General features: G+C 64.1%; 17 protein-coding genes. 11 read left to right on the top strand and 6 right to left on the bottom strand.

What is annotated here, in order from left to right; translation table 11 throughout:
- Window positions 1-78 precede the first annotated feature (78 nt).
- The gene (locus DESUT3_RS14915) at window positions 79-1,773 is read left to right on the top strand and encodes a DUF6178 family protein (protein WP_221249267.1); all 1,695 of its coding nucleotides are present in this window, start codon (window positions 79-81) and stop codon (window positions 1,771-1,773) included.
- 30 nt (window positions 1,774-1,803) lie between these two features.
- Window positions 1,804-2,709 carry a patatin-like phospholipase family protein gene (locus tag DESUT3_RS14910; protein WP_221249266.1) on the top strand — a complete coding sequence of 302 codons (906 nt, stop codon included), beginning with the start codon at window positions 1,804-1,806 and terminating at the stop codon, window positions 2,707-2,709.
- A gap of 37 nt (window positions 2,710-2,746) precedes the next feature.
- Here DESUT3_RS14910 and DESUT3_RS14905 read toward each other — a convergent pair whose 3' ends face one another.
- Window positions 2,747-4,465 (bottom strand): B12-binding domain-containing radical SAM protein, encoded by a 1,719-nt coding sequence (locus DESUT3_RS14905; RefSeq protein WP_225911522.1) that lies wholly within the window; start codon window positions 4,463-4,465, stop codon window positions 2,747-2,749.
- A gap of 278 nt (window positions 4,466-4,743) precedes the next feature.
- Between DESUT3_RS14905 and DESUT3_RS14900 the strand changes: the two genes are divergently transcribed.
- From DESUT3_RS14900 to DESUT3_RS14860, 9 genes are all read left to right on the top strand, one after another.
- On the top strand, window positions 4,744-6,078 hold the full coding sequence (locus DESUT3_RS14900) for a radical SAM protein (RefSeq protein WP_221249265.1): 1,335 nt from the start codon (window positions 4,744-4,746) through the stop codon (window positions 6,076-6,078).
- 135 nt (window positions 6,079-6,213) lie between these two features.
- Window positions 6,214-7,659: a HAMP domain-containing sensor histidine kinase gene (locus tag DESUT3_RS14895; RefSeq protein WP_221249264.1), complete on the top strand. Its 1,446-nt coding sequence runs from the start codon at window positions 6,214-6,216 to the stop codon at window positions 7,657-7,659.
- Entirely contained in the window at window positions 7,656-8,258 is a 603-nt protein-coding gene (locus DESUT3_RS14890; RefSeq protein ID WP_221249263.1) for a hypothetical protein, read from the top strand. Before DESUT3_RS14895 ends, DESUT3_RS14890 begins: the two co-directional genes overlap by 4 nt.
- An 18-nt stretch (window positions 8,259-8,276) precedes the next feature.
- The gene (locus tag DESUT3_RS14885) at window positions 8,277-9,629 is read left to right on the top strand and encodes a sigma 54-interacting transcriptional regulator (protein WP_221249262.1); all 1,353 of its coding nucleotides are present in this window, start codon (window positions 8,277-8,279) and stop codon (window positions 9,627-9,629) included.
- Window positions 9,630-10,039: 410 nt separating this feature from the next.
- Entirely contained in the window at window positions 10,040-10,534 is a 495-nt protein-coding gene (locus DESUT3_RS14880; protein WP_221249261.1) for a hypothetical protein, read from the top strand.
- A 319-nt stretch (window positions 10,535-10,853) separates the two neighbouring features.
- Window positions 10,854-11,336, top strand: coding sequence for a hypothetical protein (locus DESUT3_RS14875; RefSeq protein WP_221249260.1), 483 nt, complete (start codon window positions 10,854-10,856; stop codon window positions 11,334-11,336).
- 113 nt (window positions 11,337-11,449) lie between these two features.
- Window positions 11,450-12,154 (top strand): TIGR04211 family SH3 domain-containing protein, encoded by a 705-nt coding sequence (locus DESUT3_RS14870; RefSeq protein ID WP_221249259.1) that lies wholly within the window; start codon window positions 11,450-11,452, stop codon window positions 12,152-12,154.
- A 202-nt stretch (window positions 12,155-12,356) separates the two neighbouring features.
- Complete coding sequence (locus tag DESUT3_RS14865) at window positions 12,357-13,196, top strand: rhodanese-like domain-containing protein (protein ID WP_221249258.1); 840 nt, start codon at window positions 12,357-12,359, stop codon at window positions 13,194-13,196.
- Entirely contained in the window at window positions 13,196-14,062 is an 867-nt protein-coding gene (locus tag DESUT3_RS14860; protein WP_221249257.1) for a carbohydrate deacetylase, read from the top strand. The genes DESUT3_RS14865 and DESUT3_RS14860 overlap by 1 nt, the downstream gene beginning before the upstream one ends.
- Window positions 14,063-14,064: 2 nt before the next feature.
- Here the strand turns inward: DESUT3_RS14860 and DESUT3_RS14855 are convergent, their stop codons facing one another.
- From DESUT3_RS14855 to DESUT3_RS14835, 5 genes are all read right to left on the bottom strand, one after another.
- Window positions 14,065-14,655, bottom strand: coding sequence for an acyl carrier protein phosphodiesterase (locus tag DESUT3_RS14855; RefSeq protein ID WP_221249256.1), 591 nt, complete (start codon window positions 14,653-14,655; stop codon window positions 14,065-14,067).
- A gap of 27 nt (window positions 14,656-14,682) precedes the next feature.
- Window positions 14,683-15,816 carry a tetratricopeptide repeat protein gene (locus tag DESUT3_RS14850; protein ID WP_221249255.1) on the bottom strand — a complete coding sequence of 378 codons (1,134 nt, stop codon included), beginning with the start codon at window positions 15,814-15,816 and terminating at the stop codon, window positions 14,683-14,685.
- Between the two features lie 48 nt (window positions 15,817-15,864).
- Entirely contained in the window at window positions 15,865-16,194 is a 330-nt protein-coding gene (locus tag DESUT3_RS14845; protein WP_221249254.1) for a hypothetical protein, read from the bottom strand.
- A 37-nt stretch (window positions 16,195-16,231) separates the two neighbouring features.
- Window positions 16,232-17,326, bottom strand: coding sequence for a GspE/PulE/PilB domain-containing protein (locus tag DESUT3_RS14840; protein WP_221249253.1), 1,095 nt, complete (start codon window positions 17,324-17,326; stop codon window positions 16,232-16,234).
- 180 nt (window positions 17,327-17,506) lie between these two features.
- Window positions 17,507-18,760, bottom strand: coding sequence for a M23 family metallopeptidase (locus DESUT3_RS14835; RefSeq protein WP_225911521.1), 1,254 nt, complete (start codon window positions 18,758-18,760; stop codon window positions 17,507-17,509).
- Window positions 18,761-18,875 lie beyond the last annotated feature (115 nt).

The following is an 18,875-nucleotide window of genomic DNA, read 5'->3' as shown; positions in this document are numbered from 1 at the left end:
CAAACACTTGACCAAACCGGCCCCCTGGATTACATTGGCAGACTTGAAAAAACCGCGCTGTCCAAGGAGTTTAACTGAATGACCAAAATCGACCTGCCCCCGGAGAAAAAGGTGGGGCACCTGACCCTGCTGCGCGAACCGCGCAGCATCACCGCCAAGGAATTCAACGCCCTCAGCCCGAGCGAACGCCTGGATATCGTGCGCCGGGCCCGCGGGCGTCAGAAATACGAACTGCTGCTCGAAGCCAGCGACGTGCGCCGCCTGGTGCGGCGGCTGCCGTCCCAGGAGCTGTTCATGCTGATCAAGGAACTCGGCCCGGAGAACGTTCCGGAGTTGATGGAGCTGGTCACCACCGAGCAGTTCACCACTTTTCTCGACCTCGACTGCTGGCGCGACCAGCTTCTCGAGGGGAGCGCCGCCCTGCAATGGCTGCAGGTGCTGGCCGAGGGGGAGGAAGACAGGGTCTTCGCCACGCTGCGCGAGATCGACCAGGAACTGCTGGTGCTGCTGCTGAAGAAGTTTCTCAGCGTCACCCGCAGCCCCGCGGATGTCGACGACGACGAGGCCCGCTCGGGGGCGGCCGGCGGCTACGAGGTCGAATACCTCGACGCGGAGGGGGGCAAGATCGTGAATTACCTGCTCGAGCTTCTGTTCCGCCGCGATGAAGCCTTTGCCGCCCAGCTTCTCGAGGCGGTTCGCTGGGAGCAGGAGTCGCTGCTCGAGGAAGAGGTCTACCGCCTGCGCACCGGTCGCCTGCAGGACCGCGGGTTCCCCGATCCCTTCGAGGCGCTGGGGGTCTACGCCTTTATCGATCCGGCCGGCTTCGACCCGGCCGGCTACCGCAAGAGCGGCGTCCTGCCCGGCGAGGAGGGGGTGGAGGCTCCCGGCTTCGCGCTGGCCGCGGCGCGGCCCAGGAACCTGCTGGCCGAGATCCTCGCCGGCGGGGTGAGCTCCGGTTTCTGCTGGGAGCTGACCTACCTGCTCAACAAGGTGATGGTTGCCGACCGCACCGACGTCGGGGACGTGCAGCAGGTCCAGGAGCAGACCGACGAGGTCTACCGGTATGTCAACCTGGCCCTGGAGCACCTCTCGGGGGGAGACCTGCAAAAGGCGACGGGGCTGCTCGAGGAGATCTACCTGGAGGTTCTGTTCCGCCTTGGCTTCAGTCTGACGCTGGAACTGCAGCGGCGCGCGACGCCGCTTGCCAAAGGGGCGCTCGCTCCCTACCTGGACGGGCCCTTCCGCGCCCTGCTCGACGGGCTTTCCCGGCGCAAACCCCGCTTCTTCGAGGGGCTCGAACAGGAAGACCGGGGCGGCGAGCGCCCCTTCTCGAGTCTCAGCGAACTGCGCCTCAGCGGCGAGTGGCTCGGCCGGCTCGAAGTGCAGGCGGCCTTGTTCCAGGAGCATTTCCCCTTCCAGCTGAGCGCGCCGGCCGAACTGCGCCTCGAGGGGTGTTTCCCGGACGACCCGGAGGACCTGGCCCTGTCCGATTTTTTCCTGACCGCCCTGGCCAACCGGGTGCTGGGCAGGCCGTTTCTCCCCGAGCCGATTCCGCAGGCCCAGCTTCCCGAACTGCACGCGCGGATCTGCGCCGAAGGCCAGCTGCACCAGGCGCTGCGCAGTGAAACCGTGCACTGGCTGGAATCGCTGGCGCCCGGGGCGGGCGCTTTCGGTGACTACTGTCTCGGCCTGTGGGAGCAGGAATTCTGTGCCCAGCCTGTCGAGGATCTCGACCCCCGCTATCTGAGCGGGTTGATTGTCAGAATGGACTGATCGAGGCAGCGCTTTCGGGGAGGTGAACGCTTGAGCAGAGGATTGAAAGTCGGCCTGGCCCTGGGGGGCGGAGCCGCCCGGGCACTGGCGCATATCGGCGTGATCGAAGGGCTGCTGAAACACCGGGTGCCGGTCGATGTGGTCACCGGCACCAGCATGGGAGCGGTTATCGGCGCGATTTACGCCTTCCGGCCCGAGGTGCCCTACCTCAAGCAGCGGATCGAGGCCTATCTCGGCAGCGAGGCCTTTCAGGAATCGAAGTTCGATTTTATGGTCGAAAAGGACCTGGTAGACGGCGAAGGGCTGTTCTTCCGCTTCTCCCAACTGGCCCGCAAGAGCTTCTTCTACACCATGTCGATGACCCGCCGCGCCTTCGTTTCGGAGGAAGTCGCCGACAAAAACTTCGGTTTCCTGGTGGATGACGTGGCCATCGAGGAACTGCAGCTCCCCTTCGCGGCCGCAGCCCTCGATCTGATCTCGGGGCGCGAGGTCGTGCTCGATCGCGGCAGCCTGCGCCAGGCTATCGCCGCCACCTGCGCCCTGCCGGGCATCCTGCATCCGGTGCGACACGACGGCCGGCTGCTGGTGGACGGCGGCTGGATCGACGCCGTACCGGTGGCGCCGGCGCGGGGGCTGGGCGCCGATTTCGTCATCGGGGTCGACGTGAGCAGCGAGATCCGCGAATTCGAAGAGCCCGACAACGGCCTCGACACGGTGTTCCGGGCCGACGCCATCACCCGGTACATGCTCTCGGAAAAATTGCTCGAAAACGCCGACTACGTGCTTCGGCCCAGCGTCAGCAAGATCCACTGGGCCGATTTCTCCCAGGCCAAGGAGATCATCCGCCGCGGCGCCGAGGAGGTGGACACCCAGATCGAAGAGATCCGCAAAAAGCTCAAGGCCAGGAAAATCAGGCGGCTTTTCGGGATGCGTTGAGTGTTGTGAGGGAGAGGGGAGAAGGAAGAAGGGAGCTTCAGGAGTCAGGAGTCAGGAGTCGCTCTTCGACCCGCAGCCCTGCGCCGGTTTTGCTGAAGTAGAGAAACAGCAGCACCTGGCGTCCCCGCTTTTCCGGCAGCCGCTCGAAGGGGGCGGCGAAATGCTGCAGCTTGATCCCCTGGCCGCGGATGGCCTCGGTCTGTTCGCGGACCGCGGCGCGCACCCGTTGCTGCTCCTCCGGGCTCAGTTCCGAGTCGAGAAACGCCGGGGCGTTGCCCGGCACCACCCTTTCGCTGCGGGCGAAGTCGCGCCCCAGCCGTTCGCGCAGCTCCTGCCCCAGTTCGCCGGAAAATCCCGCCTCGACGAACTCCCCCATCTTTTCGAACACACCGCGCTGCGAAAGGGGATGACGGAACAGGCCCTGCTCGCGCCAGAAGGCCTCGAGCCGCTCCAGCGCCGCTGAGAGTGAACCGCAGGCCGCCTGCAGCCCCTCGAGAAATCCATCGAAGCGACCGCTGTTGAAGCTCAGGTCGAGCAGGCGGCTGATCCCCCGCAGCTGCTCGATCTGCTCGAACTTCAGCTCCGGGGTGCCCAGGACGGCGTAGGGGGGATGGGGGTCGAAGCGGATGCCGAGCTGCGCGGCGCGCAGCCGCAGCGGGGCGCCGGGCAGCAGCTTGACCGGTTCGATCTGCAGGTGCTGGGGGCGCAGCGCCGCCACCCGGTCGATGGAGGCGAGAAACTCCCGGTAGCCCTCGCCGGGCAGGCCGGCGATCAGGTCGAGGTGCAGGTGGATGTTGCCCATCTGCCGCAGGCTGCGGACGTTGGCTTCGAGCCGCTCCAGCGAAGCGCGGCGGTCGATGGCCGCCAGGGTGTCGGCGAGGGTCGACTGGACGCCGATCTCGAACTGGAACATCCCCTCCGGGACCTCGGCGAGCAGCTCCAGGGTGGCGGCGTCGAGCAGGTGGGCGCCGATCTCGAAGTGAAAGTGGCTGCCGCGGTTGTGCTCGAGGATGAAGCGGAAGATCTCCAGGGCCCGCGCGGCGTCGTAGTTGAAGGTGCGGTCGACCAGCTTGACCTTCGGCACCCGCCGCTCCATGAGCAGGCCGAGGTCGGCGCGGATCCGCTCCATGGAGAAGCTGCGCACCGACTCGTCGAGGGCGCTCATGCAAAAGGCGCAGCGGTACGGGCAGCCGCGGCTGGTTTCCACATAGACGAAGCCGCGGGAAAAATCGACCAGCCCCAGAGCGAAGGGGGAGGGGATCTCGTCGAGCCGCGCCAGCGGCGCCCCCGCGGGGCCCTCGACGACGCGATCGGCGTCGCGCCAGGCGAGCCGCGCCACCCCCGCGGGCTGCGCGCCCCGCTGCCAGGCCCGCAGCAGGGCGCGCAGGGGGATCTCCCCCTCGCCGCGCACCAGGGCGGCGAGCCCCGGGTGGCGCTCAAACAGCCCGGGCCCCTCGAAGGAGACTTCGGGGCCGCCCAGCACCACGCGCAGCTCGGGCCGGGCCGCCGCCAGGGCGTCGGCCAGTTCGAGGGTTTCGCGGCGGTTCCAGAGATAGACCGAAAAGGCGACCACGTCGGGGGCCTCGGCGAGCAGGGCGGCCAGCACGTTTTCCCGGGGCTCGTGAACGGTGAACTCGCGAATCAGCAGCTCGCCGCAGCCCTCGCCGCAGTAGGCGGCCAGGCAGGGCAGGGCCAGGCTGGGGTGGATGAACTTGCTGTGCAGGGTGGTCAGAATCGTGCGCATGGCCTGGAGCATAGCCGAGCCCCGTGCGCTTGCAAAGGGCAAACTGGCCGGGGGGCGGGTTCAGGGGAGAAACATTCCATTTTCTGCACAGTTGTGTTATCGTTTCCGCTTGTTTTCATCGGGAATCCATTTGGCAGGCTGAACCCGAAAAGCCCGTTTTCACCACGAGGGCCACGAAGAACACGAAGAAAATCCTCAATTTAATTTTTTCTTCGTGCCCTTCGTGTGCTTCGTGGTAAACAAATTGGCCATTTGAATTTCAACAAGCAAAGTCAGGATATAATTCAGGCATGAGCCGCAAGAAAACCTTTCTCGCCGTGGTGGCCGACGCCGCCGGCGAAGTATTCGAACACCCCGAACTGCTGCTGGCGGGGATGAACGGCATGCAGGCGCGCCTGCCGCGGCCCGACGAGATGATCCCGCTGCCCGAGGGGAGCCGGCTGTTCACCATCCCCGGCACTCCCCCCATGGGCTTCGACCGCCGCAGCCGCAAGCTGCTGACGGCGCAGAGCCTGCCCCGCTCCTGGGGTGGCGGGCCCATCCAGGCGGTCTCCGCCTTCATGACCCCGGCCTACACCCGGACCCTGCTGCCGGCCGCCGACTACGGCCGCAAGCAGGTGCAGCTGCCGCTGTGGTCCTACACGGCGGTGGGCTGGTGCGTCGAGGAAGAGCGCTTTTACGTCGCCGCGGCCCGGGTCGACCGTAACACCCAGTGGCGCCCGGAGCACTTCGACGATCGCCAGCTCGACCCGCTGGTGCGCAAGGCGCTGCGGGAGAACCCCGGCAACCGCCTGCTCGAGCAGCTGTCGCGCTGCGCGGTGGACTATCACTGCTTCGCCGCCAAGAACCTCTTCTTTCGCCGCTGGGAGGCGCCCCTGCCCACCTCGCCGGTCTGCAACTCGCGCTGCCTGGGGTGCATCTCGCTGCAGGAGGCCCCCGAGTGCTGCCCCTCCAGCCAGGAGCGGCTGAGCTTCGTGCCGACGGTGCAGGAGCTCTGCGAGGTCGCCGTGCCGCACCTCGAGCAGGCCGAGAACGCCATCGTCTCCTTCGGCCAGGGGTGCGAGGGGGACCCGATCCTGCAGGCGGAGACCATCTGCGCCTCGGTGCGCGAGATGCGCCGGCAGAGCTCACGCGGGACCATCAACTTCAACTCCAACGCCTCGATCCCCGACGCCATCGACCGGCTGGCCGACGCCGGGGTCGACTCGGTGCGGGTCTCGCTGAACTCGGTGCAGGAGCACTTTTACAACGCCTATTACCGCCCCCGGGGCTACAAGTTCGCCGACGTGCTCGAATCGATCCACAGGGCGAAGGCCCGCGGCATGTTCACTATGTTAAACTATCTGGTGTTCCCCGGGGTGAGCGACCGGGAGGACGAGGTGGCGGCGCTGGAGACCCTGGTCGAGGAGGCCGGCGTCGACCTGGTGCAGTTGCGCAACCTGAGCATCGACCCGGTCATGTACTGGAACGCCATGGGCGCCCAGGGCGAGGGGATGGGGATGAAGACCATGATGGACCGGGTTAAGGCGCGCATCCCCCGCCTGCAGTACGGATATTTCAACCGCACCCGGGAGACCTTCTACCCCGAGGGCTACGAGAGCGACTGGCCGCTGCCGGGGGAGTGACGCCGAAAGTCCGTAAGGCGTAAAGCGTAATGGGTCAAAGATTATTAAACCAATCACGAGTTACGAATCACGAATTACGAGTTACGAATCACGAGTTACGGCTTCACACGGCCCACTGACCACCGATTTTAAACCATGAGCCTGTTTCGTCCGCGATCCTTTCTGCTGCTGGTCCTGCTCGGCTTCGGCTTTGTCTCGCTGCCGCTCATCGTGGCGCTGATCAATGCCGAAATCGCCATGGGCAAGCTGGCCCGGCAGGGGACCCTGGCGGTGTTCCGCTCGGTGGGCGCCACCCAGGGGGGGCGGATCCTGGTGGAGGACCTGATCGCCCTGGAGCGGCGGGCCCGGCAGTACGAGGTGCTCGGCGACCAGCACCTGCTCGAGGAGGTCGGCGGCCTGCACGAGGAGATCGACCGCACCCTGCGCCAGCTGCTGGCCCTGCCGCTGGAGGATGCCCAGCACAAGCGGCTGCGGGACATGGAGAAGGGGGTGCACGAGGTGGTGACCGCCCTCTCCGAACAGCCGCGGGGCTCCGAGGCGCAGAAGGCGGCCCTGGAGCGCTTCACCGAACTCAACCGGATGGCCAACCGGCTTTACTCGGAAAACAACGAGTTGATCGTCCGCGAGGTCAACCAGATGCAGAAATCCGTTTCGGCGGCCCAGAAAACCCTGATCTGGCAGGCCGTGGCGCTGATCCCGTTCTCGATCCTGTTCGTGGCCCTGTTCACCCACCTGCTCTCGCGGCCGATCAAGCAGATCGTCAAGGCCATACATCGCCTTGGCGAAGGGGATATGGAGACCCCGGCACAGGTGCGCGGGCCCCGCGACCTGGAGTTTCTCGGCGAGCGGCTCGACTGGCTGCGCAACCAGCTGGCCGAGGTGGAGCGGGCCAAGAGCAAGTTCGTCGCCCAGGTCTCCCACGAGCTCAAGACGCCGCTGGCCTCGATCCGGGAGGGGGCGGAGCTGCTCGCCGACGAGGTGGTGGGCCCGCTCGGGGCGCAGCAGCGGGAGATCGCCGGCATCATCCGCAAGGGGAGCATCCAGCTGCAGAAGCTCATCGACAACCTGCTCGGCTTCAGCAAGGCCCAGGCGATCATTTCGCCCATGCACTACTCGGAGGTCGATCTGGAGCGGTTGGCCCGGGAAGTGGTCGGCGACTACAAGCTGGTGGTGCTCAAGAAGGATCTCGGCCTCGATATGAAGCTCGAACCGGTGCACCTGCAGGGAGACCGGGAGCGGCTCAGGACCATTGTGGACAACCTGGTTTCCAATGCGATAAAATACACCCCGGCCAATGGCAGGATCACCATCCGCGTTGCCCGCGAGGCGCAGGGCGCGGTGCTCGAGGTGGTCGACAGCGGGCCGGGCATTCCGGCCGAGGAGCGGGGCAAGGTGTTCGAACCGTTTTACCAGGGGAAGGTTCTTCCCTCCCCCGGACATATCAAGGGGACCGGTTTGGGGTTGTCTATCGTGCGGGAATTCGTGACGGCTCACCAGGGAACCATCCAGTTGCTGGAGACCCCGGTCGGCAGCCATTTCCGCGTCACCCTGCCGCTGAGCGAGAGGGGGGCCGACGCATGATCCCGCGGACGCTTCTCTTCAGGGTCGGGTTGCTTTTCGCCCTGCTCGCCCCGCTTTTGGGCGGCTGCGCCCAATTCGACCGCTGGACCCGCTCGGTGGGCCTGAAGCCGATTGAAAACGACAAGGCCCGCCCGGTGGTCGTCGAATCCCCGGCGCCCGCGACGGCCAGTGCCGCGCCTTTGGTCGCGATCAGCGAGGTGGAGGGAATCCTGGCCTATTTCAACCGCTTTCAGGAGCTCCCCGTGGCCGAGCAGAAACGGGAATACGGCCAGTTGAAAGCAGAGTTCGAGCAATCGGGAGACAGCTACGATCGCCTGCGGCTGGTCTGCATGTCCCTGCTGCCGGGCAAACCGTTCAGCAACCGCGAGTATGCCACCAAGCTGCTGCAGGGGGCGCTGCGGGGCTCGGCCGCGGATGACGACGGGTTCAAAGGGTTGGCGATCCTGCTCACCCTCATGGTTGGCCAGCATCAGGACCTGCAGCAGGCCCTGGCTGCTGAAAAGGAGCGGGCCGAGACCTTGGCACGCCAGTTGAAAGAGCTGAAGGACATCGAGAAAATCCTCAGCGACCGGGAAAAGCAGCGCACTCCCGGCAAATGAACAAAAGGAAATCCAGCCATGCCCGACTCAAAGTTCAGGATCTTGCTGGTCGACGACGACCCGGATCTGCTCCGCCTGCTTTCCATGCGCCTGGGGGGCGCCGGCTACGAGGTCAGCACCGCCGAGAGCGGTGAGAAGGCCCTGGGCCAGTTCACCGTCTTTCGTCCCCACCTGGTGATCTCCGATCTGCGCATGGAGGGGATGGGCGGCATGGCCCTGTTCCAGGCCATCCGCGACATCAACTCCTCCATTCCGGTCATCATCATTACCGCCCACGGCTCCATCCCCGATGCTGTCGAAGCCACCAAACAGGGGGTTTTTTCTTTTCTGACCAAGCCCCTCAACGGCCGTGACCTGATCCTGGAAGTGGAAAAGGCGCTGAAGGTCTCCGCAGGCCCCGGCCGCGACCTGGGAGAGGTCGGTTCCGAATGGCGCAGGGACCTGATCACCCAGAGCCCCATCATGGAAGACCTGCTGGCCAAGGCCAAGCTGGCCGGCGAGAGCGGCTCGAGCATTCTGCTGCTGGGCGAGAGTGGCTCGGGCAAGGAGATGCTGGCCAAGGCCATTCACCTGGCCAGCCCGCGCAAGGATCAACCGTTTGTGGCGGTCAACTGCGGGGCCATCCCCGAAGCCCTGCTCGAGTCGGAGCTGTTCGGGCATACCAAGGGGTCGTTCACCGGGGCGGTTCAGGACCATGCCGGCCTGTTCAAATCGGCCCACGGCGGCACCCTGTTCCTCGACGAGATCGGCGACATGCCCCTGCCGCTGCAGGTCAAGCTGCTGCGGGTGCTGCAGGAGAAGGAGGTGCGTCCGCTGGGCTCGACCCGCGCCATTCCCGTCGACGTGCGGATCATCTCGGCGACCCACCGCAACCTGGAGAAGGAACTCGCCGAGGGGAAATTCCGCGAGGACCTTTATTACCGGCTCAACGTGGTCTCCCTGGAACTGCCGACCCTGGCCCAGCGCCGGGAAGACATCCCGCTGCTGGCGAACCACTTCCTGGTCAAACTCACCAAGAAAAACCGCAAGAAGATCAATGGCTTCTCCTCGGAAGCCATGGAGGTGCTGCTGGCCGCCCAGTGGCCGGGAAACATCCGCCAGCTGATCAACGTGGTCGAGCAGGCGGTGGCCTTGGCGACCACCCCGGTGATTTCCGCCGACCTGCTGAAAAGCGCCATCCGGGACAATCCCGAGAAAATCCCCTCCTTCGCCGAGGCGCGCCGCAAGTTCGAGCAGGAGTACCTGGTGCGCCTGCTGCAGATCACCCGGGGCAACGTCAGCCAGGCGGCACGGTTGGCCAAGCGCAACAGGACAGACTTCTACAAGCTCCTGCAGCGCCACCACATCGTGCCCACCATGTTCAAAAGCTGACCCGGGGCCGGCGGCGTGCGCCGCCTGGTCGGCATTCGACGACACCCCCTTTCGGAGCCTCTCCGGAAGGGGGTTTTGCTTTTTTCCGAGGCCGTTTCCAGCGTGCCTCCTTACCCCTGTCAGTAATTCGAGACAGGGGTTGGTCGTGGCTAACCTGCCGAAATTATTATAAATTAGTCACTGGTCAGAAATTCCCCCAACAAGTGTCGGGGAAACCCGGGCACATCGGCAGCCATTAAACGTTGTCACTTCGGCATAAACAGCTGAAATTATAGTAGAAAAACGGACTGGCACGGGCGTTGCTCAAGACAGGGTCAGTGCGCTTCCGGGCCCGGCCCGGGGGGGCCTGTCATCCCTGCGGCGGGGTTGCGCCTGCGGTCCGCCGCCCAAATGAAAATTGGAGGAAAAAAATGACCAAATGGATAAGTGAAACACCGCATACCAGACCCGGTCGTCCGGGCCTTTTTCGTCATCGGGGCTGGCGCAGCACAGCGGCCCTGGTTGCGCTGGGCGGATTGCTGCTGAGCGCCCAGGTTGGCCAGGCCTCCCTGGGGGGGACCCAGGCCGGCGCCCCGTCCAACGAAGCCAGGGAGGTCAGGATTGCCACCGTCGAGGGGTTCAACCTCGCCTTCATGCTGGTCGACCCGGCTTCCCAATCCCGAACCCAGGAAGGCGAACTGCTGTTGTTTATCGGCGGGCCCGACGGTCGGCCCGTGCGTGACGCGGCGGTGAAATACACGGTGGTCAACCCCCAGGGAGAAAAGCGGGTCGCCTCGGCCGAGGCAGCGCGGGGAGGGTACCGGGCCCTGGTGGACTGGCAGGCGCCGGGCACCTACCTGGTTCAGGCGGAAGTCAAAACCGAAAAGGGGTCCTTGAGCGATCAATTTGTTTGTCTGATCGATTGATCCGACCGCTCTGCCGGCGCCCTGCATCCGGGGCGCCGGCTTTTTGCACGACCGTTGTCCGCGGAGTCTTGGTGCCGCAAGGCAGTGTCGCCATCGGCATACGTCCTGAACCCTGGCCGTTAAGGCGTTTGTCCCCATTTTCCTTAAGCCTGTCGCATCCTGGCGACGGATTCGCCGAGGGGCGGGCCCGGCGACCCCGGTCGGGTTGCCGAGCGGTCGCGCATGAACCGGTAATTAAACGATAAATTCACATGGGCATGCAGGTTGCTCAATGGTCCCGGGGTAAGGCGGGACACCGAGCTCGAGGAGTAGAGTTTTCATGGAAAGCAACATCATCAGAAGCCTGGTGGTCTTGGCCATCGGCGTCGCCATGGCTCTGGCGGCCTATGCCGGTCAGGCCGGCTTTCATGGCGGTGACGCCTTCGGCCCGGGCGGCCGTTTCGAACCCATTCACACCTCCGTCGTCCAGGGACATCGCTTAGACTATCGGCTGGCCTTCAGGCAGCCCTCCGGTCAACTCTCGCCAGCGGAAGCTTCGGAGCTTCCCGCGGAGGGGTTGACGGTTGGTCCCGAACTGGTGGTGTTTCTTTCCGATCCGGCCGGCGAGCTGATCTATTCGGCCGAGGTGAAATACGACGTTATCGGACCGCAGGGGACCCGGATCAAGGCGCGGGCACTGCCGGTGGAAGGCGGCTTTGCCGCCGGCATCTACTGCAGCAGCCGGGGGCTTTACCAGGTGCAGACCGAGGTGATGACCGCGGGCCTCGACCTGGTGGACAGTTTCATTTATGAGCTGAGGTGACCCGGCAGCGGCTTTTCCGGACAGGCCATACTAACTCCTTGCGATTATTGCCCCTTTGGCGTTATCATCCGGCAGACGTTGAATTCACAAGCCGTATTGCCTGGAGGGAGGGTATGAAATCAATCCGCGGCCTGGCCGGCCTGCTGCTGACTACCGTGCTGGTCACTGCGGCGCAAGCCGAAACCCGCTATGTCTCCGATCAGTTGATCATCACCCTGCGCGCCGGCAAGGGGAGCGAATACCAGATCGTAAAAACCCTCAAGACCGATACCCCCGTAGAGGTTCTGGAAGAAGACCGGGAATATGTCCGGGTACGCACGCAGGAAGGCGCGGAGGGCTACGTCCTCAAGCAGTACCTGAGCCGGGATATCCCCAAGACACAGGTGATCGCCCGCCTGGAAGCGGAAATCGCCGGCCTGCGGGGAAAAATAGACGACATTGAGCAGAGGCGCACCGAGCTGGCCTCCCAATTCAAGGACAACCGTCAGTCCCACGCCGCCTCCGAGTCCGAGCTGCAGGAACAGGCGGACGCGCTGGCGCAGAAGCTTGCCCAGGCCGAAACGGAACTCCAGGCAGTCACCGGCCGCTACGACGAACTGCGCAGCAAATCGGAGAATGTGCTGCAGTTGGCCCAGGAGGCCGAGCGTCTCGAGGAAGAGAACCATCGCATCCTGGCCGAGGTGGAGCAGCTGCGGCAGGAGAACGAAAGCCTTTTGCGCACCGGGATGCTGCAGTGGTTCCTGGCGGGTGGAGGGGTGTTCTTCGTCGGCTGGATCGCCGGAAAACTCTCCCGGAAAAAGAAGCGAGGCGGTTTCTGAACCGCCAAGACCTCCGCTGCTTGTTCTTAACCTTTTGTTTTTGTTGACAAATTTTTCTTGGCGGCTATCCTCTTAGGAGGTGGCCGCTTTTTTTGTGGGCGATTCCGATGGGGTGCTCTGTTCGGCTGAGAATATCGGCCAGGGCGTTCCCCTGGCAAGGAGCGCCGCGGGGTTGAAACTCTAGGCGGGGAAGAGGCTGTGTATGGCAATTCTTGATTTTTTCAGACCGGTCCGCAGCATGACGGCCCAGCAGGCCAAGGAATTTATGGCCGTCCACCATCCGGACGAATTCCACCTGGTGGATGTGCGTCAACCCGCGGAATACCAGAAGCGGCATCTTCCCGGGGCCGTGCTGATCCCCATGGGGCAACTGGAAGAGGGGCTGTTGGCCCTGGACCGGGGAAAAACCACCATCGTCTATTGTTCCTCCGGGGTGCGCAGCCGCTCCGCGGCTGCGGTTCTGGAGAACGCCGGCTTCGCCGACGTCTGGAACCTGGGGGGCGGGCTGCAGGCCTGGGACGGCCTGGTCGCCCGCGGGGCGCCCGAACCCGACCTGGCCTATTTCGATCTCGCCTCGACCCCTGAGCAGTATGTCGCCCTGGCCTGGTGGTTGGAGGAGGGCGCCCGCCGCTTTTATGCCCAGCTCGCGGAGATGCTCCAGGACCGTGAAGCCGCCAGCCTGTTCCGGGAGTTGACAACTGCCGAGGAACATCACAAGGCGACCCTGCTGGCCGTTTACGAAGGGCTGGCCGGGCGGCCGGCCAGGGAGGATTTTCCCTCCGGAGTGCTGAGCGCCGAACCCCGGCGCGGGATGATGGAAGGGGGGGTAGCTGTCGAAGAGGCCCTGGAGTGGGCGCGGGGCCGGCAGATCAAGGACATCGTCGAGCTGGCCATTGCCGTTGAAACCAATGCCTATGACCGCTACCTGATCCTGCAGCGCGAGTTGTCCGACGAGCATGCCTGCCGGGTCTTCGAGGTCATCTCCGACGAGGAGCGGCGACACCTGCGCAAACTCACCCAGCTGTTCGAGCATTTTCTGTAATGGCCGCTGCGAGCCGGGCGGACAGCCTGCCACCTTCGCCCCGAGCGCTGATCGTCAACGCCGATGATTTCCATTGCGACCGGCAAAGGAGCTTGGGAATTCTGGCTGCGGCACGTCAAGGGATTGTCACGAGTGTCACGATTTTGACAAACCAGGGGTGGGAAGTCGGGCTGACCCGGTCGCTGAAGGCGGCCTTCGGCAGGGGGATCGGGGTTCACCTCAACCTAAGCGAGGGGCGGCCCATCCTGGGCGGGTCGGCCACCCTGACCGATGCCAGGGGCTGCTTTCTCCCCAAGCAACAGGCCTGGCGCCGGGCCCTCTGTGGTGGCTACCGCCCTGATGAGGTCGAGGCGGAATGGGCGGCTCAGATCGAAGCTGCCCAGGCCCGCGGGATTGAGCCCAGTCATCTTGACGGGCATAACCACATCCACGTTTTCCCCCAACTCGCCGAGGTGGCGGCACGTCTGGCCCGGCGTTACGGCATTCTGCGGATCCGGCTTCCGCTGGAATCGGTTTGGGGCAGGTCGCCGCGGCGCGGGGTCAAGGGGGCCTTTTTCGGCCAGTTGGCAGGCCAGGCGGCGCGGGTTTTCTCGGCGGCGGGGCTGGTTTTCCCGCAGCACTTTGCCGGCATCCATTTTCCCCGCCCGGGCCGGGTGGATGAATTGCTGGCACTGCTTGACCGGCTGCCGGAGGGGACCAGCGAACTGATGTGCCATCCCGGCTATGCACGGCTCCCGGAGGGCTCGGGGTTCTCCTCGCCGCGGCGCATGCAGGAACTGAGCGCCTTGTGCGACCCCAATGTGCTCGAGGCGATCAGAAACCGCAACATCCGGCTGGTGAATTTCACCGACATACCGTTGCCCTAGCTCTACGGCACCCCGCCGGCCTTGATCTCGGCGACGAACGCCTCGAGATCGGTCACAAAGGTCTCGAAATCCTCTTGCAGAACATCGTAGTTGCGGGTCAGTTCGCCGAGCCCTTCGGCGAGGGGGTTGGCGCGCCGCAGGCGGCCCGACACCCCTGCCAGCACCCGGCCGATGACCTGGACGTCGCGGTAGGAGACCAGCCAGTTGTGGGCGATCATCCGCGGGGCGATGCGCCGCAGGCCGGTCGGCAGCTGCGCCTCGCGTTCCTGCAGCAGCCGGTAGACGCCTGCGGCGAAGCTTTCCAGGGGCATCGGAGCGTAGCGCTGCCAATTGCGGGCCAGGAAATGGTCGTAGAAGATATCGACCATGATGCTACGGTAATGGCCGTAGCGCGGGGAGATGCGGTTTTTGCTGCGCCTGACCAGGTCATGGTCGTGGGCGAAGCTGTCGACGCGGCGGTGCAGGGTGATCCCCTGGCGAAGTTCGGGTGAAATGCTCTCGTCCAGCCGCCCCTTGACGAAATCGCCCATCAGGTTGCCGAGCAGGCTCTCCGGGGTGGGATCGGCCAGGTAGAGATGCAGCAGGTAATTCACGCTTCCCTTTCAATCGGGGGCGGGTGCCTAGGGGCCTCCCTCCTCGAGCTTGGCGAGCTGCTCTTCGACCATTTCCCGCATCCGCGAAGGCAGTTCCTTTTTCGACTGGGCATGGCGGTAGAAGGCCAGGGCCTCTTCCTGGCGCCCGGTACGCACCAGCAGGTCGCCGAGTTCGAAGATGATCTTGCGGTCCGCCCCTTCTTTCTTGAGAAATTCGTCAAAGCAGGCCAGGGCCTGGTCGAGACGCCCCTGCAGGCAGCGCAGCTTGGCCAGGCCGAGCAGGGAGAATTTTTCGTACCCTTTGCTCAGGGCCAGCAGGTAGGTTCGCTCGGCCTCCAGGTAACTTCCCAGGTTGCGGTAGACGTCGCCCAGGCGCGAGAGCATCTGCACCGTCCCCTCGGATAATTCCAGAATCCGCTCCCAGTATTTGATGGTCTTCGGATAGTCCCGCCGCCAGCGGTAGGTGTCGCCCAGGCCGTAGAGGGCATAGGTGTTGTTCGGCTCCTGTTCCAGTACCTTGCGGTAATGAAATTCGGCCCGGTCGAATTCGCAGCGGCGGCGGGCCAGGTTGCCGACGATGGTATGGATGTTGACCATCGGTCCGCTGAGCTCGAGCACCTTTTCGTAAAATTCGATGGCCAATTCGTGGCTGCCCATCTTGTGGTAAAGGTCTGCCAGGCCCATCAACAGGTAGTGGTCCCGGGGGTTGACCCCCAGGCCCCGGTGGTAGGTTTTTTCAGCGTCGTCGTTGCGGTTGAGGGTCTTGTAGCTGTCGGCCAGGCGGGTGATCACGAAGATGTCGTCCGGGCGCAGTTCGAGGTAGCTGCGGTAGAGATCGACCGCGGCGGCGTAGTTTTCCACGTCCCGCATGGTATCGCCGAGCCCGCGCAGGGAGAACAGGTTGCGCGGGTTCTGCTCGAGGACCTTGCGATAGGACTCTTCGGCGCCTCGATAGTCCTTGAGCTGGCGCAATACGTCGCCCAGGCCGGTCAGGGCGTAGGGGTTGTGCGGGTCGAGCTCCAGGGCCTGGCGGTAGGTTTCCTTGGCTTCTCTGTAGCGGTTTCGCTTGAACTGCTGGTAGCCCTTTTTGGATAGTTCTACGACCTTGGCATGGTTGGACGCCTGCCCTGGATTGGTAGATTGAGGCGGAGGGGTGTCCATTTAGTCTCTAAGGCCTTTCAGGTTCCCGAATCGCTGCTCAGGACCCAGTCATTTTGGGTGGATTTCCAGGATTTCCACGATGGTTCCCCACATGTGGAAGCCCACGGCGCCGGTCACCGGGCGCGCTTTGACCTGCACGCGAAGCCCATCCTGGCGCATCTGTTCGGGCAGGTTGTGCGGGTCGAAGCGTTTTCCGGAATCATCGAGGATTCCGTAAAAACCGCCCTCCAGCGGCACAAAGACGACTGTCCCGGCAAACTCCATGATCTCCTGGGATTCCGGCCGGGTGGAGCCGGAAGCGGATTGATTGGTATGGCCGGAGGTGAGGCATCCGGCAACCATCGTTACGATAAGCAACCCGAGTGCCAGTTTTTTCATTTTTTACTCCTTTTTTTCGGACCGGCGGCCGGCCGGCTCAAGTCATCAGGATTTTGTTTCTGAGGATAAGGATTTCGAAAGCCATGGCTGCCTTGGCGGCGAGTTTTTTCAAATCGAGAAGCGACTCGCCCAGGGCAATGCGGCTGTCGTCGACATACAGGACCCCCACCACCCGATTGGCCAGCTTAAGAGGCACCAGCAGCGCCTGGGGCGCTGCCTGGGCCCCCAGCGCCCGGCTGATTCTGGCATTGGCCGCGGTTTCGGGCAGCCGGCCCAGGAAATAGCTGGCCCCCTGGTGGATGGTCGCCAACACCGAAGGGGTCTCCAGCGGGATCTGCAGCGCAGAAAAATCGTCCAGGGTCTCCCCCTCGCGCTTGGCCCGCCAACCGCAGGCCGCCTGATCGCGGAACAGAAACAGCGCGGCCCCCGAATACTGTCGGCCCAGGTAGCTGGTCAGTGTATCGGCGATATCCTCGCGGTTTCTTGCCTGGGCCAGCAGTTCCCAGACCTTCTCCGCCGGCATTTCAGCCGCTTCGGCCGCCAGATCCTCGATGGCCATGTACCATGCCGAGTCCGCCTCGGCCGGCTCACTCAGCAGAATCCCGCTGGGGTGGCCCGCCTCGGGGGAGGGCCGGGCAGTGGGTGTCTCGATCTCGGGTTCCGTCCCCGGTTCGCTGCTGGTCGGGACATAGCGCCTCTCCCGCGGGATCCGGTAATATTTCTCCAGGGCCAGGATCAGGCGCAGTTCGGTGGTGACCACCGGCTTGATGATGAAGCCGGTGCGGAAGGCGATCTCCTCGATGGCCTTATAATCGGTGGGGTCGGCGGTGGCGACGTAAAGCCGTCGGTTGTCCCGGCGCAGGGGGATGACCCGGTACTTACCGGCGATTTCGGCCGGAATCAGCTTGATCACCTGCTCGGGGATGGTCATGAGATGCTCGGGGTTGACGTAAGGGACCCCGAGTTTCTTGCTCAGAAGTTGGGCCAGCTGGGTTTCGGAAAGCAGGCCCATTTCGATCAGATTGGTTCCCAGCCGGCCGCCGAAGATCACCTGGTTTCTGAGCGAGTCCTCGAGTTGTGTCGCGCTGAGGAGTTTTTCCTTGACCAGCAGTTCACCGAGTTTCAGGGCCATGGGGACGCTCCGCCGAAAATGTGAGTCGGAAACGGGACTTGGCTCTGGGCTGGACCCAAGTGGCCAGTATGCTTACACAGTTTAGAGTTAAACCAGGTTGAAAGCAAGGATGGTGCCGGTAGCGGGGGCAGGTCTGGCTGGAGAGGGGAGGGGCGACGCCAGCCGGGCTGGCGTCGCCGGTCAATTGCTTTGGGAGGATGCGTCACTGCTGTCGGCCACCTTGGCGTGCTGCAGTTGGCCGGTCTCGAGTTTGTCGATCAGCGCCGCAATGGCCTCCTTGTACTGGGGCAGGCGTTCGCGGGCGATCGGAGCCGAGGCCGGGGATTTGACCTTGTAGGGGTTGACGGGGGAGCCGTTCTTGTACATGCGGAAGCACAGATGGGGGCCGGTGGCCAGGCCGGTGCTGCCGACGTAGCCGATCACCTGCCCCTGCTCGATCCTTTTGCCCTGCTTCATCCCCTTGGCGAATTTGCTCATGTGCAGGTACAGGGTTTCGTAGGAGCTGTTGTGGCGCAGTTTGATGAAATTCCCGTTGTACTTGGTGTAGCCGATCTTGATGATGGTGCCGTCGCCGACGGATTTGATGGGGGTTCCGGTGGGCGCGGCGTAGTCGATGGCCGGATGGGCCTTCCAGGTCTTGGTGATGGGGTGGAAGCGTTTCTGGGTAAAGCCCGAGGAGATGCGGGTGAAGGAGAGCGGCGCCTTGAGGAAGGCCTTGCGCACGTTGTTGCCGTCGGCGTCGAAGTAGGATGCCGAACGGTCCCCGTCTTTATACAAAAAGGCCCGGAAGGTCGACCCCTGGTTGGTGAATTCCGCCGCGAGGATTTTGCCGTAGCCGGCCGGCGCACCTTCGCGGAAGCGTTTTTCCACCAGCGCCTGGAAGCTGTCCCCCTGGCGGATGTCGCGGATGAAATCGACGTCCCAGGCGAAAATGTCGGCCAGGGCCATGGCCAGTTCGGCGCTCTCCCCGCTCTGCGAAACGGCCTCGAACAGGCTCGAGGTGATGGTGCCGCGAACCAGGTCGGTTTTGACGGCGTACTCGATGGGGATCTTCTGGATGTCGTAACCCTCTTCGGCCTTGCGGATGATCAGCTGCTGGTCCCGGTCGATGTCGTATTCAAAGCTGTCGAAGGTCCCGTCGACGGTGCAGATCTTGAAAGGCTGGCCGGCGCAGATCCCGGAAAGGGGAAAGACCTTGCGGCTCTGCCCGCTGAGGGCATGGATCTCCTGGGGGCTGAAATACCCCCCCAGCAGCGAGGTGATGGTGTCGCCCGGCTTGATGTTCCCCTCGAGGACCTCCCGCTTCGGCTCCGGTTCCGGAGGCGGGGATTGCAGGGCCGCAGGCTCCGGAGCCCGGGCTTCGTTTTCCGGGTCGGGGGTCTGGCCGGGGAGTAGAAAAAATACCAGAGCGGCAATCGATGCCAGCAGCAACACGGCCAGCGGCCAATGCTTCCGGCGCGGGTGCAGATTTCCCCTCCTGGGAGGATTAAAATCGTGATTCAGGTTCATTTTCCTCTGCGGACCTATCTGTACGTCAATGTAATCCGGC

Source organism: Desulfuromonas versatilis (assembly GCF_019704135.1).
GTDB lineage: Bacteria > Desulfobacterota > Desulfuromonadia > Desulfuromonadales > NIT-T3 > Desulfuromonas_A > Desulfuromonas_A versatilis.
The sequence above is the reverse complement of the archived record's forward strand: the minus strand, read 5'-3'. Positions and strand labels throughout refer to the sequence as shown.

Coding starts and splice junctions, on each gene's coding strand:
- DESUT3_RS14890 (WP_221249263.1), top strand. CDS start 7,656: ATGATCCCGCGGACGCTTCTCTTCAGGGTCGGGTTGCTTTTCGCCCTG.
- DESUT3_RS14840 (WP_221249253.1), bottom strand. CDS start 17,326: ATGGCCCTGAAACTCGGTGAACTGCTGGTCAAGGAAAAACTCCTCAGC.
- DESUT3_RS14870 (WP_221249259.1), top strand. CDS start 11,450: ATGAAATCAATCCGCGGCCTGGCCGGCCTGCTGCTGACTACCGTGCTG.
- DESUT3_RS14865 (WP_221249258.1), top strand. CDS start 12,357: ATGGCAATTCTTGATTTTTTCAGACCGGTCCGCAGCATGACGGCCCAG.
- DESUT3_RS14885 (WP_221249262.1), top strand. CDS start 8,277: ATGCCCGACTCAAAGTTCAGGATCTTGCTGGTCGACGACGACCCGGAT.
- DESUT3_RS14915 (WP_221249267.1), top strand. CDS start 79: ATGACCAAAATCGACCTGCCCCCGGAGAAAAAGGTGGGGCACCTGACC.
- DESUT3_RS14845 (WP_221249254.1), bottom strand. CDS start 16,194: ATGAAAAAACTGGCACTCGGGTTGCTTATCGTAACGATGGTTGCCGGA.
- DESUT3_RS14860 (WP_221249257.1), top strand. CDS start 13,196: ATGGCCGCTGCGAGCCGGGCGGACAGCCTGCCACCTTCGCCCCGAGCG.
- DESUT3_RS14875 (WP_221249260.1), top strand. CDS start 10,854: ATGGAAAGCAACATCATCAGAAGCCTGGTGGTCTTGGCCATCGGCGTC.
- DESUT3_RS14895 (WP_221249264.1), top strand. CDS start 6,214: ATGAGCCTGTTTCGTCCGCGATCCTTTCTGCTGCTGGTCCTGCTCGGC.
- DESUT3_RS14880 (WP_221249261.1), top strand. CDS start 10,040: ATGACCAAATGGATAAGTGAAACACCGCATACCAGACCCGGTCGTCCG.
- DESUT3_RS14900 (WP_221249265.1), top strand. CDS start 4,744: ATGAGCCGCAAGAAAACCTTTCTCGCCGTGGTGGCCGACGCCGCCGGC.
- DESUT3_RS14850 (WP_221249255.1), bottom strand. CDS start 15,816: ATGGACACCCCTCCGCCTCAATCTACCAATCCAGGGCAGGCGTCCAAC.
- DESUT3_RS14905 (WP_225911522.1), bottom strand. CDS start 4,465: ATGCTCCAGGCCATGCGCACGATTCTGACCACCCTGCACAGCAAGTTC.